A 15,315-nucleotide genomic window follows, 5' to 3' on the forward strand; every position below is an offset into this window, starting at 1 on the left:
CCCGATATGCTGCAAGGCCATGAAAACCCTACGTTATGTATTCCTGTTGAGCCTCTGGGCCGCCCTGGCGCAGGCGGCGCCGGAACCTGCACCGGCCCCTGTCGCGGAGAGTCTCCCCGCCCAGGCCGATGCTGAACAGGAGATCGTCGCCCTGTTGCGCGCCAGCCCCGCAGCGGCCGATGTGCAGGAACTGCGCGTCGCCGGCAAGCCGGTATTGGCCCTGTGGCGCAGCGAAACCCTGGGCCGGCCCCAGGGTGCCGTGATCCTGCTGCACGACACCGGCGCCCATGCGGACTGGCCCGGCGTGGTCGGGCCGCTACGTCATGAACTCCCTCTGCACGGCTGGCACACGCTGTCGCTGCAATTGGCCGCCGCGGAGGAAACCCCGGCCCGACTGCGCGCCGCCCTCACCTTCCTCGCCGGCAAGAATATCCGCAACATCGTGCTCATCGGCCACGGCGCGGGCGCCATAGCTGCATTGCGCTATGCCGCAGCCAACAAAGGCAGCATCAACGGTCTGGTGCTGATCGCCATGGGCACAGGCGAGGAGCTCCCCCCCCTGGAGCAGGCCGGCGTCCCCCTCTACGACCTCTACGGCAGCGCCGACAGCCTGGAGGTGCGCACGGCCGGGACGCAGCGCCTCATCGCCGGCCGCCGCCTGGTGCGCCAGGATGGCAACCTGCCGCCGCGCTATCGTCAGTTCGTGGTGGAGGCGGCCGACCATTTCTTCAGCCAGCAGACTGACATTCTGCTGCGCCGCGTCCAGGGCTGGCTGCGAACCCACACCGAAGGCATGGAGATCGGCACGCGCTGAGCGGCGCCTGCCGGGAACGAATCGCCCGCCAGGCACTCTATGATTCCAGTCACAACCACACCAACAACTTAGAGGAAAAATAATGGGCGCTGCCATGCTGCTGCACGTACTGTCCGCTGTCATTTGGGTCGGCGGAATGTTTTTTGCCTATATGGTGCTGCGCCCGGTGGCAGCCAGCCAGTTGGAACCGCCGCAGCGCCTGCCGCTGTGGGCCGGCTGCTTCCAGAGCTTCTTTCTGTGGGTGTGGGGCGCGGTGATCCTGCTGCCGCTCACCGGTTATTGGATGCTGTTCAGCATGTTCAAGGGCATGGCCAACGCACCGCTGTACGTGCACGTCATGCAGGGGCTGGGCCTGCTGATGATCGCCCTGTACCTGTGGCTTTATTTCGGTCCCTACCGCGCCCTGCGTGCCGCGGTGGCACAGCAGGACTGGAAGAGCGGCAGCGCCCGTCTCGCCACCATCCGCCGCATCGTCGGCACCAATCTGCTGCTGGGCCTCGCCACCATCACCATCGCCGTGGCCGGGCACTACCTGATCCCGTCGGGCTAATCTCTCCCTGCACGGGGCACGCCTGTGTGCCCCGTGCTCAGGCCTCGGCTTCGCGCTGTGCCTGCAGCAGCGTATCCAGCTCCAACATGCGCACGGCATCCACCGCCGCCTCGAAGGCCCCCTCGTGACACAGGCCGCTCATCGCAGCCTGCTGATAGCCGTCGAGCACGGCGCGGATACAGGCCTGGCGCACGGCCTCGGCGAGGCGCCGTTCCGCCGCGCTCACTCGCACAGGGCCCCGGCCCACAGCTGCTTGTTGATCATCAGTTCGGTGACGCGCCCGCTGTGGCGCATATTCACCCGTCCGGTCATCTTGCTGCCGTCTTCCAGCTGAATCTGTACGCTGTCGCCGCTAATCTGATAGCGCCCGGGAATACCGCCGCTCTTGCCATAGTAGCCACCGGCCTCACTGCCGAAGGTGGCCTCGTTGCTGTACACCACGCCGCCGGCGCCGTCGAACACCAGGGTGGTGATGCGGTAGTAGCCGCTGCCGCTATAGCTGCTGGAGGAACCGCCCCAGTTGCACATACGCCCCTTGAGCTGGGCATGGCTGCCACCCGCCGCCGGCGGTGTGGCCGGCGCTGCGGGGGCGGCGCGCCGGGCCGTTGCGCGCGTGCAACGCAGCGCATCCCCATCGGGGAACTGTACCGCCAACCTGTCGCCCTGCAGCGCGTAGGGATAGGGCACCGGGCCGAACTCTTCCTCCACCACGATGATGCCGGGCTGCAGACTGTAGGGGCTCGGCTCGCCGTCGAAGATCAGGCGGCTGGCGCTCTGAAACTCCAGCAGCACCTGGCCCTCACCGCTCTGGCATTGCCACTGGCCGAGCAACGGCACCGGCTTTTCCGCCGCCGGCACGGACACGCCACCCAACATCAGGAACAGCCCCGCCATCAGCCTGCGCCGCCACATCACGTCATCCCCCGGAGAGCACCACACGTTTTTGCTGCAACACAGCAATCAATTGATCATAGGCGTCGGCGAACTGCTGTATACCCTCACGCTGCAACTGCCGGCACACGGCATCCAGATCGATGCCCAGGCCCGCCAGCGCGGCCAGCACCGCCTGCGCCTCATCCACCTGTGCGGTGAGGCTGGCGGCAACACGGCCGTGATCGAGATAGGCCTTGAGGGTGGCCGGCGGCAGGGTGTTGACGGTATCGGCGCCGATCAGTTCGTCCACGTACAGCACATCGGAATAGGCCGGATTCTTGGTGCCGGTACTGCCCCACAGCGGGCGCTGCACCCGCGCGCCACGCGCGCGCAGCGGCGCAAATTCGCTGCCGGCAAACACCGTGCGGAACTGCTGATAGATCAGCTTGGCATTGGCAACCGCGCTGCGCCCGCGCAGGGCCAGTGCCTTCTCGGTGCCGATGGACTCCAGCTGCTTGTCCACTGCGGTGTCCACCCGGCTGATGAACAGCGAGGCCACCGAGGCGATGTGCTGCGGCGCCGCACAGCGCGCCAGGCCGCGCAGATAGGCCGCGGCCACCGCCCCATAGTCAGCCAGGGAAAACATCAGCGTGGCATTGATGTTGATGCCGGCGGCGATCAGCGTTTCGATGGCGGGTAGGCCCGCGGCGGTGGCCGGCACCTTGATCATCAGATTGGGCCGGTCCACGGCCTGCCACAGGCGCTGCGCCGCGGCGACGGTCGCCGCGGTATCGTGGGCCAGGTGGGGCGACACCTCCAGGCTGACATAGCCGTCACCACCGGCAGAACCGTCGAACACCGGGCGCAGCACATCGGCCGCCTCGCGGATGTCCTCCACCGCCAGCAGCTCGAACATCGCGTGCGCGTCGATATCGGGCGCCGCCTCCAGAATGGCGCGGATCTGCTCGTCGTAGGCGGCGCTGCCGCCGATGGCCTTCTCGAAGATGCTGGGATTGGAGGTGACGCCGCGCACCCCGGCATCGACCAGCTGCTGCAATGCACCACTGCGCGTCTGGCCGCGCTCGATATAGTCCTGCCACACCGACTGCCCCTGCTGCTGCAACTCATGCAAGATACCCATGACGTTTTCCTTTTTATTTGCTCAACCAGAACCACCAGACGATAAAACCGATCAGCACGATACCCAGCAGATTGATCCACAGCATCATGCCTTGCCCTCCGGTTTGAAAAAACGCAGCCGGTTGGCATTGCTCACCACGGTGAGCGACGAGGCCGCCATGGCGGCGCCGGCAATCATCGGATTGAGCAGCAGGCCCAGGAACGGATACAGCGCGCCGGCTGCCACCGGGATGCCCAACGTGTTGTAGATGAAAGCGCCGAACAGATTCTGCTTGATGTTGCGCACCGTGGCGCGGGACACATGGATGGCGTCGGCCACGCCGTGCAGCGAACCGCGCATCAGGGTCACGTCGGCACTCTCGATGGCGACGTCGGTGCCGCTGCCAATGGCGAAGCCAACCTCGGCGCGGGCCAGGGCGGGGGCATCGTTGATGCCATCGCCCACCATACCCACCACCTCACCCAATTGTTGCAGCGCCGCCACCTGCTGCGCCTTTTCCTCCGGTAGCACCTCGGCGATCACCGCGTCGATGCCCACCTGGCGCGCCACTGCCTCCGCAGTGATGCGCGCATCGCCGGTGAGCAAGACCACCTTGATGCCGAGCCGGTGCAGCCGGGCGATGGCGGCGGCGGAATCGGCCTTGACCGGATCGCTCACTGCGATGATGCCAGCCCCCATGTCATTCAGCGCCAGATACAGCGGGATCCGTCCCTCATCCGCCAGACGCTCGGCCTGCTGTGGCAACTCACCGAGGTCCACACTGTTTTCTTCCATCCAGCGCCGATTGCCGAGCAGCACGCGCTGCTGGTTCATCATGGCGCGCACGCCGCGGCCCACCGCGGCCTCGAAGCCGGTCATCTCCAGCCGGCCCATGCCCTTATCGTCGGCGGCGGCAACGATGGCGGCGGCCAGGGGATGTTCCGATGCCATCTCCACGGTCGCCGCTATCTCCAGCAGTTGATCGGCATCGATCCAGCCGCGTGGCACGATGGCCGTCACGCGCGGCTTGCCCTCGGTCACCGTGCCGGTCTTGTCCAGCACCACGGTGGTGAGACGACCGGCCTGTTGCAGGGCCTCGCCGTTCCTGATCAACACGCCGAACTCCGCCGCCTTGCCCACGCCGACCATGATCGAGATCGGCGTGGCCAGGCCCAGGGCACAGGGACAGGCAATGATCAGCACCGTCATGGTGGTAACGATGGCGAAGGACATCTGTGGGCTGGGACCAAAATTGAGCCAGGCGAGGAAGGTGAGCACGGCGACGATCAGCACGCTGGGCACGAACACCGCCGCCACCCGGTCCACCAAGCGGCCGATGGCCGGTTTGCTCGCCTGCGCATTGCGCACCAGCTCGATGATACGTGCCAGCACGGTATCCTTGCCGATGCGGCCGGCCTGGAACAGGAAAGAGCCGGAGGTATTGATGGTGCCGCCCACCACTTCGTCGCCCACACGCTTCACCACCGGCAGTGGCTCGCCGGTGATCATCGACTCATCCACGTAGGATTCGCCGTCGATCACCCGGCCGTCCACCGCGATGCGCTCGCCGGGCCGCACGCGCAGCGTCTCATGCAGCCCCACCTCGATGATGGGTACATCCATCTCCCTGCCGTCGCGCACCACGCGCGCCGTCTTGGGCTGTAGACCGATGAGGCGGCGGATCGCCTCCGAGGTCTTGCCGCGCGCACGCAACTCCAGCGCCGCACCGAAATTGATCAGGGCGATGATGATCGCTGCCGCCTCGAAGTAGGCATGCTGGGCGAGTGATGGAACGCTGTTGGGCCACAACACGATGGCCATGGAGTAGACCCAGGCCGAACCGGTGCCCATGGCGATGAGGGTGTCCATGTTGGCGTTGTGGTGGGTGAACTGCTTCCACGCGCCAATGAAGAAGTGGCGACCGGCGTAGATCATCACGGCCAGGGTGGCGAGGCCGATCAGCAGCCAGACGGTGCGGCCGGCGCCGCTGTGCAGGTGCGGCAACCAACCCGTCATGTCGCCCAGCATCAGGGGGAAACCCAGCGCCGCCGCTGCTGCCGCGCGCCGCAGCAGGCCGCGGTATTCTGCCTGCTCCCTGGCCTCGCGCTCGACTTGCTCGTCGTCCAACCCCTTCAGTTCGGCGGCCTCATAGCCGGCATCCACCACCGCCTGCACCAGGGTGGCGGCATCCACCTTTCCCTGCACCACCGCCACATGCTCGGCGAAACTGACCGTCGCCTCGCTCACGCCGGGCACCGCACGCAAGGCCTTCTCCACCGTCGCCACGCAGCCGGCGCAGCTCATGCCGCCGATAGACAGTCGATGTACCACAGGTTCGCTCACGTACCACCTCGCTCGCCGTGCCGGAAACCGTACTGCAAGGATAACACCGCACCGTTTGATTGACGCAGATCAACTGGAAGTCATGCGGGAATTGCGATACTTTCCCACCGTCGAGATCCAGCGGAGTTCATACCCATGCGCCTGCAACTGCTGCCCCTGTCCCTGCTGCTCAAGGGTCTGCCCAATGCCGTGCACAGCGAACTGCTGTCACGCCTGTTCAATCATCTGCTCAAGGGGCAGTACATCGTCGACCAGTTGCAGGATTTGGATGGCAAGCGCCTGGCCATCGCCATCAGCGACACCGGCACCGAACTGATCTTCGCCATCAGGAATGGCCGTCTCGCCCGTGCTCCAGGCAAGCAGTGGGATGTGCGCATCAAGGGACGACTGGAGGAGTTTTGGCTGCTCGCCACGCGCAGTGAAGACCCGGATACCCTGTTCTTCGCCCGCCGCCTCAACATCGAAGGCGAGACCGAGACCGGCCTCTACGTGAAGAACCTGCTCGACGGCATGGACTTCGACTGGCGCATGCACGTCCACGCCGTCGCCGGCCCGCGCCTCGCGCCCTTCATCCTGCGCGCCGTGGAGCGCCTGCACCTGGACCGCCGCGTACAGCGCTTCGCCGGCACGCTCCACGCCCGGTAAAACACCTGCCGCAGAGACGCGGAGGCGCGGAGAAATAACTTTCATAATCTCTGCGCCTCCGCGTCTCTGCGGCGAAGATTTGCTGTCTTATCCCTCCGACTGCGCCCGCGCCCCGCTCACTTCGCCCCGATCCAGCCAGGCCAGGCCGGCGTTGCCATACCAGTAACCATTACACGGCTCACCGCGACTCAGACCAACGAGCGCCGCCAAACCCTGCTCCGGAGTCAGACTGCCGTCGATGACGCCATGGAAGGCACGGATAATTTTCTCCATGTGCCGCGACTGCGGCGACAGCCGCAGCACGTCAACCTCCAGTTCCTTCATTTCCGCAATGGCGGCAATGAGGTTGCAGGTGGCGGCGGACTGGGTCTGGATGCCGTTCATGGACAAGAACTGTTCGCCTTCCTGCGAGTTGAGCACCAGACCGTCGCTGAAGTCGGCGCAACGCAGCTGGCAGTCGTCCTTGGGCAGATTGTAGTGACGCGCGGTGAAGCAGCGGGCCGAGAAGGCCAGCGGCATGCGGCCGAAGGCGAACACCTCGGTCTCCAGTCCCGCCGGGCGGCACGCTTGAATGGCCGCCAGCGTATCGCGCGACAACTCCACCGGCATCACCCAGCGCCGCGCGCCGAGGTCGCGGAACAATCCCAGCGTCTCGCCGTTGTAGGCATTGAGATGGGGGCCGGCAACGAAGGGCACCTTGCCGCCGGCGAGGCGTACCGCGCCCATGTCGTTGGTCTCCACCGTAAAGCGGCCATTGTCGACGATACGGCGCAGAGTGAGCAGTTCCGATTCCGCCTCGACCAGCGCCAGGGTGGACAGCACCACCTCCTTGCCGGCGAGAGCGAGTTCGTTGGCAATGGCAAGCCAATCCTCCAGACGCACACCGCGCCGCTTGGAGCACACCACCTCGCCCAGATACACCACATCCACCGGCCAGTCGCGTGCCTGACGATAGAATGCCAGCACGTCATCACGTGACCAGAAATACAACAACGGACCCAGCGCCAGTTTCATCGAACGTGCTCCTAGACGTTTATTGCCAGGCGCGGTCGAGTGCGCCCAGGGTATGGGTGCTGCCCTCGGCCACCTTGTCCAGTGCGGCCACCCAGTCGCTGCGCGGGCTGAAGGTATCGGGACTGCGCTCCGCCGCATCCAGCGCCTCGCGCAACACCTTGGTCACTTGCGCCACGTAGGCCGGGCTGCGTTGGCGCCCCTCCACCTTGATGGCGGAGATCCCCATGCGTACCAGCTCGGGCAGGATGTCCAGCACCGACAGCGAGGTGGGTTCCTCGATGGCGTAGTTCACTTCGCCGTTGACCTCGTAACGCCCCTTGCACAACACCGGATAGCCGGCGGCCTCACCCGGCTTGTAGAGATCGATCAAGACGCCCCCGAGGCGCACTTCGCGTCCCTTGATGGTCTCGCGCCACTCCACCGCCTTGGCCGGTGAACAGGCGCCGCAGGTGTTGGGCGATTCGCCGGTGGCATAGGAAGACAGATAGCAGCGCCCCTCCACCATCACGCACAGCGAACCGAAGGCAAATACCTCGATCTCGGCGTCGGTGTTGTCCATCACGCGCCTGACCTGCGCCAGCGACAGCACGCGGGGCAGCACCACGCGCTGGATGTTGAATTGCTCGCGGTAGAAATTGATCGCCTCATAGCTGGTGGCCGAGCCCTGCACCGACAGGTGCAGGCGCAGACCCGGATGAGTCTTGGCGGCATAACGCATCAGGCCGACATCGGCCAGGATCAACGCATCGACACCCAGCTCCGCCGCCTTGTCCACCGCGCCGGTCCAGATGTTCCAGCCCTGCGGCTGCGGATAGGTGTTGAGGGCGAGCAACACCTTGCGCCCACGCTCCCGTGCATAGCGGATGCCCTCGTGCGCGGCGCGCTCGTCGAAGTTGAGGCCGGGGAAGTTGCGCGCATTGGTGCCGTCGCGAAAGCCCATATACACCGCATCGGCGCCGTTATCCACCGCTGCGCGCAAGGCCGGCAGCGACCCGGCAGGACAGACCAGCTCGACTTTTTTTGCCATCGTTCAGAACCTCAAGAACCGTTTAAGCCTTTACAACCCCCATCTCGCCCGCCCTGAGCTGACCCTGGCGCGTGCCGCGGCGGGCCAGTTCCCGTTCGATACCATTCAACACGCGCCATTTCCAATTACACCAAAGAGGTGTCAGCAGAATATCCAGTGACGCAGTGCCGGTAAGGCGGTGATACAGCACCACGGGCGGCGTCAGCTCGACGAGGTCCGCAGCGGTGCCGACGTACTGTGCCAGCGTCCACGGCTGATACTCGCCGTGGCGCCACTCGTTGGCCAGGCGCGTGCCCTTGACCACGTGCAGCGGATGCAGCTTGAGTCCGTCGACGCCCTCCTCCAGCACGCGCAGGAGACTGGTACGGGCGTGAAAGGCCTCCTCACCGGGCAGGCCGAGGATCAGATGGGTGCACACCGGCAGGCCACGCGCGCGCGCCGCGTGCACCGCGCTGCGATATTCGGCAAAACCGTGGCCGCGATTGACGCGCCGCAAGGTTTCATCGAAGGCCGATTGCAGGCCCAGTTCCAGCCAGATTTCATGCCCCTGGGCGCGGTATTCGGCCAGCAGGTCCAGCACGGCGGGCGGTACGCAGTCAGGGCGCGTGCCGATGGACAGGCCGATGACATCGGGCTCGGCCAACGCCGTGTCATAACGCCGACGTAAAAGATCGATGTCGTCGTAGGTGTTGGTATAGGCCTGGAAATAGGCCAGGTACTTCTGCGCGCCGGTGCGTTTTCTGATCACGGCGCGGCCGGCGACGATCTGCTCGACGATGGGGTCCGGTTCACGGGCATTGGGCGAGAAGGAGCTGTTGTTGCAGAAGGTGCAGCCGCCGATACCCTTGCTGCCGTCGCGGTTGGGGCAGGTGAAACCGGCGTTGATGGCCACCTTGTGCACCCGCGCGCCGTATTTGGCCAGCAGGTGCTGGCCAAAGGTGTTCACATAATCGGCCAGCGCCATCAGCCGACCACGTCCAGCTCGCGCCGGCGAAACTGCACGCCCAGCTCACGAGCAATGTTCTCGCAGGCAGGAATGTCCACACCCTCCAGACCGTTGATCGCGGTGAGGGTCACGGCGATACCGGCAGACTTGGCAGCGCGGGCGAAGTCGAGCATGCCCTGGTAGGCCCCCGGGCGCTTGGAACGGGTATGGCGATCATAGGTGGCCTCATCCTGGGCGGTCAGGGAGATGGACACGCTGTCCACCCAGCGCGCCAGTTCAGGCGTCACGTCGCGGCCGTACACCAGATTGGCCAGACCGTCGGTATTGATGCGGATGTGTTTCGCCCCCATGCCCTTCAATGCCTCCGCCACCGCCAGCAGGGTATCCAGGCGCAGAGTCGGCTCGCCCAGGCCGCAGAACACGATTTCCTTGTAGCGGGTAGGGTCGCCCACCGCCGCCAGCACCTCGTCCGCCGTCGGCTCGCGGGTCAGCAACAAATCGTAGTTCTGCACCTCCCAGCTGCCCTGGAACTTGGGGCAGAAGGCGCAACGCAGGGTGCAGTGGTAGGTGATATTGAGATAAAGATTACCGTGCAGTTCGTAGGCGAGGGTTTCCTCGGCCTGCCGCTGTCGGCGCGAGACTTTAGTCATACCGCGACCTGTTCCTCTTCGAGGGGTGGGAGTGTAAGCGACTTATATGCGCAATTCGATTGACGCAGATCAATATCGCGCCGTGATGTATCATGTAGCGTTACCGGCTTTTGATTCTAACAGGTGATCCATGATCAAGACCCCTTTCCCTCTGTTGAAACTCCGCGGGAAGGAGCTTCTACCCATCATTCAGGGAGGAATGGGGGTCGGCGTGTCCGCCCACCGTCTGGCGGGGGCCGTCGCCAAAGAGGGCGCCATCGGCACCATCGCCAGCATTGATCTGCGGGTACACCATCCGGACCTGATGGAGCGCACCCGCCGCACCAAGGATCGCCAGCTCATCGACGACGCCAACCTGGAAGCCCTGGATCGCGAGATCAAGGCCACCCGCGCCATTGCCCCGCAGGGCATGATCGCCGTCAATGTCATGAAGGCCGTGGACCGCCACCCGGAGATGGTGCGCCAGTCCTGCGAGAGCGGCGCCGATGCCATCATCATGGGTGCCGGCCTGCCCTTCGACCTGCCCGACCTGGTGGGCGAATACAAGGACCGCGTGGCCCTGATCCCCATCCTGTCCGAAGAGCGCGGCGTACGCGCCGTGCTGAAGCGCTGGATGCGCAAGGGCGTGCTGCCCGATGCCATCGTCATCGAACACCCGCGCTACGCCGGCGGCCACCTGGGCGCCCCCAAGCCGGAAGACATCACCAATCCCAAGTTCGACTTCAAGCGCGTGCTGGCAGAGATCTTCAACGTCTTCAAGGAGCTGGACATCCCCCACATCCCGCTGCTGCCCGCCGGCGGCATCAATTCTTTCAGCAAGATCAAGGAGATGTTCGATATGGGCGCCAGCGGCGTGCAGATCGGCACCCCCTTTGCGGTCACCGAGGAGGGCGATGCCCATCCCACCTTCAAGAAGGTGCTGCTGGAGGCCAAACCGGAGGACATCGTCACCTTCATGAGCACCGCCGGCCTGCCGGCCCGCGCCGTGCTCACCCCCTGGCTGAAGAAATACCTGGAGCGCGAGGAAAAGGTGCGTTCCCGCGCCACCCCGGAGAAGGGCACCTGCGCCGTATGGTTCGAGTGCCTGACCCAGTGCGGCCTCAAGGACGGCAACCCTGCCGCCGGCCAGTTCTGCATCGACACCCAGCTGGAGGCCGCGGTCCACGGCAACCTGGAGAAGGGCCTGTTCTTCCGCGGCTCCGAGTCACTGCCCTTCGGCCAGCAGATCCGTTCGGTGCACGACCTGCTGGTGATGCTGCTCACCGGCCAGGACCCCCGCCTCAGCGCCGCCACGGCCTGATCCGGGGCGACACGGCTCAAAGGGCAGGTGCCAGGCGCCTGCCCTTTTTTATTTCCCTGCAAAAATTGCGGATTATCAATGACAGGGTTCGGCCAATAACCCTATGGTTTGTATCGCTATCGTTCCGGAATAGCGAATCTTCTCTATCTGTAAGCGTTCAAGGAGAAAAACCATGGTTGAAACTCTCGTTGCGACCGCCGTCTTCGGCGCCCTGTTCTACCTGGTATACCTGGCCAAAATCTTCTGAGTCACCCGGCCCTGCGCCGGTAAACAAAAGGGGGAAGAGCTACGCTCTTCCCCCTTTTGTTTGCTGGCCCGGTGCGTCAATCCCGCGGCCAGGCGACGAGCCACAACGCGGCGCCGGCCAGCCCCAGCACCCAGGAGACCAGCGGTGCACCGCCGGCCATGGCCGGGGCGTAGCCATCCAGCCCCAGCAGCACGGCGGCGCTGACGATCAGCGCTGCGCCGACGATGGCGGCAAAGCTGCGCCGGTTGGCCTGACGCATCTCACGGCGCAATTGCTGTAGTTCCTCGGTGCTGCCCTGCACCTGCAAGCTGCCGTTGCGGGCGCGCTGCAGCACGTCGTGGATCAGCTGCGGCACCTCGGGCAGGCTCTCGCCCCAGCTGGGGATGTTGTTCTTGATGCGGTTGAAGAAGGAACGCACGCCCACCTGCTCGCTCATCCAGCGCTCCAGGAAGGGCTTGGCGGTGGACCAAAGATTGAGCTGCGGGTCGATCTGCCGGCCCAGGCCCTCGATATTGAGCAGGGTCTTCTGCAGCAGCACCAGCTGCGGCTGCACCTCCATGTTGAAGCGGCGCGCGGTCTGGAACAGGCGCAGCAGTAGATGGCCGAAGGATATCTCGGCGAAGGGACGCTCGAAGATCGGTTCGCACACGGTGCGAATCGCCGCCTCGAACTCATCCACCCGCGTGCCCGGCGGCACCCAGCGCGACTCCACATGCAGCACCGCAACGCGGTTGTAGTCACGCTTGAAGAAGGCCAGCAGGTTCTCCGCCAGATAACGCTGATCCTCGGCGCTGAGCGAACCGACGATGCCGAAATCCACCGCGATGTAGCGCCCGCTCGGCTCGACGAAGATGTTGCCCGGGTGCATGTCGGCATGGAAGAAATTGTGGCGGAACACCTGGGTGAAGAAGATATCCACACCACGCTCGGCCAACGCCTTCATGTCGACGCCAGCGGCACGCACGGCATCCAGGTCGGAGATGGGGATGCCATGGATGCGCTCCATCACCATCACATTGCGCCGGCACAGCGGCCAGTACACCTCGGGGATATAGAGCATAGGCGAATCAGGGAAATTGCGGCGGATCTGCGAGGCATTGGCCGCCTCGCGCATCAGATCCAGCTCATCGAGGATGGTGCGCTCGAATTCCGCCACCACCTCGCGCGGGCGCAGGCGGCGGCCGTCTGCCCAGAACTGCTCCATCTTCTCGGCGAGGATGTACATCAAACTGATATCGCGGCGGATCACCGGGGCGATGTCCGGCCGCAGCACCTTCACCACCACTTCACGGCCATCATGCAAACGGGCAGCGTGCACCTGGGCAATGGAGGCCGAGGCCATGGGCGACTCGTCGAATTCGGCGAACACCTCATCGGTGGACTGGCGATAGGCCTGCTCGACGATGGCGCGCGCCTGCGCGCCGGGAAACGGCGGCACGCGATCCTGCAGGCGCGCCAGCTCCAGAGCGATATCGTCGGGCAGCAGGTCGCGGCGGGTGGACAGGATCTGACCGAACTTGACGAAGATCGGGCCGAGGTCTTCCAGCGCACGGCGGATACGCTCGCCGCGCGGGGCATGGCGGCGGAACCAGTTCCACCACATGAACACACGCAGGAAGCGCAGCGGGCGGAACAGATGGGTGGCCAGGATCAGATCGTCCAGACCATGCCGCATCAACACCCAGCTGATATAGAGCAGGCGCAGCACCTGACTCGGACGTAGCAACACGTTATTGCCCCCTCATGAATTCAGAATCAGTCCGCGAATGCACGCCAATAAACGCGAATACAAGGAACGACATTATTGCGGGTGGTGCAACAAAGCAAAATGACATGGAGTGAACCGATCATGTCGGCAGCGCATCGACGCTCGGATACGCATTCGCGTAGATTCGCGTTCATTGGCGGACTATTCTTTTTCCCGCTCCAGCCGGCGCAGCCGCGCCTCCAGCCGATCCACGGCACTACGTAGTTCGTCGACACCGGCGAGGAACTCGTCCACCTCCCAGCGCGGCGGCACGTCGCGCCGTTCTTCCTGTACGTAATCAGCCAGGTCGCGTTCCAGATTGGCCGCCGCCTGCTCGCCCCAGCGCAGCAGGCCACGCACCATCGCGCCGATCTGGTGTGCGACCACGTCACCGGTCAGACGCGACAGGTGTTCCTCCCAGTCGATGTCGAGGCCGCCGAGGATGCGCTGCACGCGCTGGCCCAGCTCGACGTCGCCTTCGATCTTTACCGCACCGGAGAACATCCCCTCGCCGACCTTGCCGCGGTTGAGGCGCAGCAGCGCCAGCGGCGTACCGCGCAGGCGGGTGTCCGGCGTACCTTCATAATGACCCATGAGGCGAAAACCATCGGCGCCGGGCAACAGAAATAGAGTAACGTCCGGCCCCTGCAGATCCATGGCGATCACCTTGCCCTCCAGCGCGCCGAGACGCGTCTTGGTCTCGGGGTCGAGCGCCAGGGCGGTATTGATGGCCGCTTCCAACAGGGCCAGCCCAACCTGCGGCAGCATCGTCACTGCACTCATCGTGCCTCCTCCATCAGCCGTCGCAGCGATTTTTCCGATTCGTCCGCCGGCGCGTACAGCACCACCGTCCTGGCAATGAGGTCATGAAACCCCTGCCGGCGTTTATCCCAGATGATCCAGAGAAAGCCCAGACCCAGCGGCAGGATGGAAACGAGATAGGCGAAGTAGCGGATCACCGCCTGCTTCACGCTGATGGCCTGCAAGGTATCCGCGTCCACCACCACGCAATCGAGCAGGCGCTTGCCCGGCGTGCCGCGGAACTTCACCCACAGCACCACCGCCGCCAGCAGCGGCAACACCTGGTTCAACAGAAAATCACCTACCCCGGCATAGTGGAAGGCCGGGCGCACCTCAGTGAAATAGGCCGCACCATACAACAGATACAGCAGAGGCGTCAGCACGGCCAGCAGGATCACCGTGTCGACAAGCACGGCAGCGAAACGGCGCCAGAAACCCGCATACTGCACCTGCGCATCCATGGCAGCGACGCGTCAGGCCTTGAAACCGCGATGCAGGGCGGTGATCCCGCCCGACAAATTGAAGTACTCCACGCGATCGAAGCCGGCATTTTCCATCATGCCCTTGAGTGTCTCCTGATCCGGGTGCATACGGATGGATTCGGCCAGATAGCGGTAACTCTCGGAATCACCAGCGATAAGCTTGCCCATCATCGGCAGCATGGTGAAGGAGTACAGGTCGTACAGCGGCGACAGGCCCGGAACCGCCGGCTTGGAGAACTCCAGCACCAGCAGACGGCCACCCGGCTTCAGCACGCGATGCATGGAGGCCAGCGCCTTGTCCTTGTCGGTGACGTTACGCAGGCCGAAGGCGATGGTAATGAGATCGAAGTGATTGTCGGGAAACGGCAGGCACTCGGCATTGACCTGGGCGTACTCGACGTTGCCGACGATGCCCGCGTCCACCAAACGCTTGCGTCCCACCTCCAGCATGGAGGCATTGATGTCGGCCAGCACCACCTGCCCCTCGGGACCGACGATGCGCGCGAACTTCATCGCCAGGTCGCCGGTGCCGCCGGCCAGGTCCAGCACGCGCTGGCCGGCACGCACACCGCTCATTTCAATCGTATAGCGCTTCCACAGACGATGAATGCCGAACGACATCACGTCGTTCATCATGTCGTACTTGGAGGCAACGGAGTGGAACACGTCGGCCACCAGGTGTGCCTTCTCTTCCACCGCCACCTGTTTGTACCCGAAGTGGGTGGTGTCGCGTTCGCTCATTTCAAACTCCGTAAT

The 15,315-nt window shown here is 64.6% G+C and carries 16 protein-coding genes; 4 read left to right on the top strand and 12 right to left on the bottom strand.

What is annotated here, in order from left to right; genetic code table 11:
* The first annotated feature begins 19 nt into the window (after window positions 1-19).
* A complete protein-coding gene (locus ACMV8A_RS10095) occupies window positions 20-814 on the top strand; it encodes a DUF3530 family protein (RefSeq protein WP_495325655.1) in 795 nt (264 codons plus the stop codon).
* A gap of 82 nt (window positions 815-896) precedes the next feature.
* Window positions 897-1,364 (top strand): CopD family protein, encoded by a 468-nt coding sequence (locus tag ACMV8A_RS10100; protein ID WP_495325656.1) that lies wholly within the window; start codon window positions 897-899, stop codon window positions 1,362-1,364.
* A gap of 37 nt (window positions 1,365-1,401) precedes the next feature.
* On the opposite strand, the gene ACMV8A_RS10105 is transcribed toward ACMV8A_RS10100, so the two are convergent.
* The 4 genes from ACMV8A_RS10105 to ACMV8A_RS10120 form a co-directional block, all read right to left on the bottom strand.
* Window positions 1,402-1,590, bottom strand: a complete 189-nt coding sequence (locus tag ACMV8A_RS10105) for an acetyltransferase (protein ID WP_495325657.1) — start codon at window positions 1,588-1,590, stop codon at window positions 1,402-1,404.
* A complete protein-coding gene (locus ACMV8A_RS10110) occupies window positions 1,587-2,276 on the bottom strand; it encodes a hypothetical protein (protein WP_495325658.1) in 690 nt (229 codons plus the stop codon). The genes ACMV8A_RS10105 and ACMV8A_RS10110 overlap by 4 nt, the downstream gene beginning before the upstream one ends.
* A 4-nt stretch (window positions 2,277-2,280) precedes the next feature.
* The gene (gene tal, locus ACMV8A_RS10115; protein ID WP_495325659.1) at window positions 2,281-3,378 is read right to left on the bottom strand and encodes a transaldolase; all 1,098 of its coding nucleotides are present in this window, start codon (window positions 3,376-3,378) and stop codon (window positions 2,281-2,283) included.
* 84 nt (window positions 3,379-3,462) lie between these two features.
* Window positions 3,463-5,700: a heavy metal translocating P-type ATPase gene (locus ACMV8A_RS10120; RefSeq protein ID WP_495325660.1), complete on the bottom strand. Its 2,238-nt coding sequence runs from the start codon at window positions 5,698-5,700 to the stop codon at window positions 3,463-3,465.
* 135 nt (window positions 5,701-5,835) lie between these two features.
* Between ACMV8A_RS10120 and ubiT the strand changes: the two genes are divergently transcribed.
* Entirely contained in the window at window positions 5,836-6,345 is a 510-nt protein-coding gene (gene ubiT, locus ACMV8A_RS10125) for a ubiquinone anaerobic biosynthesis accessory factor UbiT (RefSeq protein ID WP_495325661.1), read from the top strand.
* A gap of 87 nt (window positions 6,346-6,432) precedes the next feature.
* Here the strand turns inward: ubiT and ACMV8A_RS10130 are convergent, their stop codons facing one another.
* Genes ACMV8A_RS10130 through ACMV8A_RS10145 form a run of 4 tightly spaced genes read right to left on the bottom strand, consistent with a single transcriptional unit; the run spans window position 6,433 to window position 9,982 of the window.
* Window positions 6,433-7,359 carry a U32 family peptidase gene (locus ACMV8A_RS10130; protein ID WP_495325662.1) on the bottom strand — a complete coding sequence of 309 codons (927 nt, stop codon included), beginning with the start codon at window positions 7,357-7,359 and terminating at the stop codon, window positions 6,433-6,435.
* Window positions 7,360-7,378: 19 nt separating this feature from the next.
* The gene (ubiU, locus tag ACMV8A_RS10135) at window positions 7,379-8,386 is read right to left on the bottom strand and encodes a ubiquinone anaerobic biosynthesis protein UbiU (RefSeq protein WP_495325663.1); all 1,008 of its coding nucleotides are present in this window, start codon (window positions 8,384-8,386) and stop codon (window positions 7,379-7,381) included.
* A 22-nt stretch (window positions 8,387-8,408) separates the two neighbouring features.
* Entirely contained in the window at window positions 8,409-9,350 is a 942-nt protein-coding gene (gene mnmL / locus ACMV8A_RS10140; RefSeq protein WP_495325664.1) for a tRNA modification radical SAM protein MnmL/YtqA, read from the bottom strand.
* Window positions 9,350-9,982 (bottom strand): TatD family nuclease-associated radical SAM protein, encoded by a 633-nt coding sequence (locus ACMV8A_RS10145; protein ID WP_495325665.1) that lies wholly within the window; start codon window positions 9,980-9,982, stop codon window positions 9,350-9,352. Before ACMV8A_RS10145 ends, mnmL begins: the two co-directional genes overlap by 1 nt.
* 130 nt (window positions 9,983-10,112) lie before the next feature.
* Here ACMV8A_RS10145 and ACMV8A_RS10150 point away from each other — a divergent pair, with 130 nt between their 5' ends.
* Window positions 10,113-11,282 carry an NAD(P)H-dependent flavin oxidoreductase gene (locus tag ACMV8A_RS10150; RefSeq protein ID WP_495325666.1) on the top strand — a complete coding sequence of 390 codons (1,170 nt, stop codon included), beginning with the start codon at window positions 10,113-10,115 and terminating at the stop codon, window positions 11,280-11,282.
* 323 nt (window positions 11,283-11,605) lie between these two features.
* Here ACMV8A_RS10150 and ubiB read toward each other — a convergent pair whose 3' ends face one another.
* From ubiB to ubiE, 4 genes are all read right to left on the bottom strand, one after another.
* The gene (gene ubiB, locus ACMV8A_RS10155) at window positions 11,606-13,204 is read right to left on the bottom strand and encodes a ubiquinone biosynthesis regulatory protein kinase UbiB (RefSeq protein WP_495325695.1); all 1,599 of its coding nucleotides are present in this window, start codon (window positions 13,202-13,204) and stop codon (window positions 11,606-11,608) included.
* 234 nt (window positions 13,205-13,438) lie between these two features.
* Window positions 13,439-14,059 carry a ubiquinone biosynthesis accessory factor UbiJ gene (locus tag ACMV8A_RS10160; RefSeq protein ID WP_495325667.1) on the bottom strand — a complete coding sequence of 207 codons (621 nt, stop codon included), beginning with the start codon at window positions 14,057-14,059 and terminating at the stop codon, window positions 13,439-13,441.
* A complete protein-coding gene (locus ACMV8A_RS10165) occupies window positions 14,056-14,538 on the bottom strand; it encodes an RDD family protein (protein ID WP_495325668.1) in 483 nt (160 codons plus the stop codon). Before ACMV8A_RS10165 ends, ACMV8A_RS10160 begins: the two co-directional genes overlap by 4 nt.
* 12 nt (window positions 14,539-14,550) lie before the next feature.
* Window positions 14,551-15,300 carry a bifunctional demethylmenaquinone methyltransferase/2-methoxy-6-polyprenyl-1,4-benzoquinol methylase UbiE gene (gene ubiE, locus ACMV8A_RS10170; protein ID WP_495325669.1) on the bottom strand — a complete coding sequence of 250 codons (750 nt, stop codon included), beginning with the start codon at window positions 15,298-15,300 and terminating at the stop codon, window positions 14,551-14,553.
* Between the last annotated feature and the right edge of the window lie 15 nt (window positions 15,301-15,315).

This window comes from Sulfurivermis sp. (genome assembly GCF_059410345.1).

Bases quoted from the DNA above. Each gene is read 5' to 3' on its own strand.
- ACMV8A_RS10095 (WP_495325655.1), top strand. From the start codon at position 20: ATGAAAACCCTACGTTATGTATTCCTGTTGAGCCTCTGGGCCGCCCTG.
- ACMV8A_RS10100 (WP_495325656.1), top strand. From the start codon at position 897: ATGGGCGCTGCCATGCTGCTGCACGTACTGTCCGCTGTCATTTGGGTC.
- ACMV8A_RS10110 (WP_495325658.1), bottom strand. From the start codon at position 2,276: ATGTGGCGGCGCAGGCTGATGGCGGGGCTGTTCCTGATGTTGGGTGGC.
- tal (WP_495325659.1), bottom strand. From the start codon at position 3,378: ATGGGTATCTTGCATGAGTTGCAGCAGCAGGGGCAGTCGGTGTGGCAG.
- ubiT (WP_495325661.1), top strand. From the start codon at position 5,836: ATGCGCCTGCAACTGCTGCCCCTGTCCCTGCTGCTCAAGGGTCTGCCC.
- ACMV8A_RS10130 (WP_495325662.1), bottom strand. From the start codon at position 7,359: ATGAAACTGGCGCTGGGTCCGTTGTTGTATTTCTGGTCACGTGATGAC.
- ubiU (WP_495325663.1), bottom strand. From the start codon at position 8,386: ATGGCAAAAAAAGTCGAGCTGGTCTGTCCTGCCGGGTCGCTGCCGGCC.
- mnmL (WP_495325664.1), bottom strand. From the start codon at position 9,350: ATGGCGCTGGCCGATTATGTGAACACCTTTGGCCAGCACCTGCTGGCC.
- ACMV8A_RS10145 (WP_495325665.1), bottom strand. From the start codon at position 9,982: ATGACTAAAGTCTCGCGCCGACAGCGGCAGGCCGAGGAAACCCTCGCC.
- ACMV8A_RS10150 (WP_495325666.1), top strand. From the start codon at position 10,113: ATGATCAAGACCCCTTTCCCTCTGTTGAAACTCCGCGGGAAGGAGCTT.
- ubiB (WP_495325695.1), bottom strand. From the start codon at position 13,204: ATGCGGCATGGTCTGGACGATCTGATCCTGGCCACCCATCTGTTCCGC.
- ACMV8A_RS10160 (WP_495325667.1), bottom strand. From the start codon at position 14,059: ATGAGTGCAGTGACGATGCTGCCGCAGGTTGGGCTGGCCCTGTTGGAA.
- ACMV8A_RS10165 (WP_495325668.1), bottom strand. From the start codon at position 14,538: ATGGATGCGCAGGTGCAGTATGCGGGTTTCTGGCGCCGTTTCGCTGCC.
- ubiE (WP_495325669.1), bottom strand. From the start codon at position 15,300: ATGAGCGAACGCGACACCACCCACTTCGGGTACAAACAGGTGGCGGTG.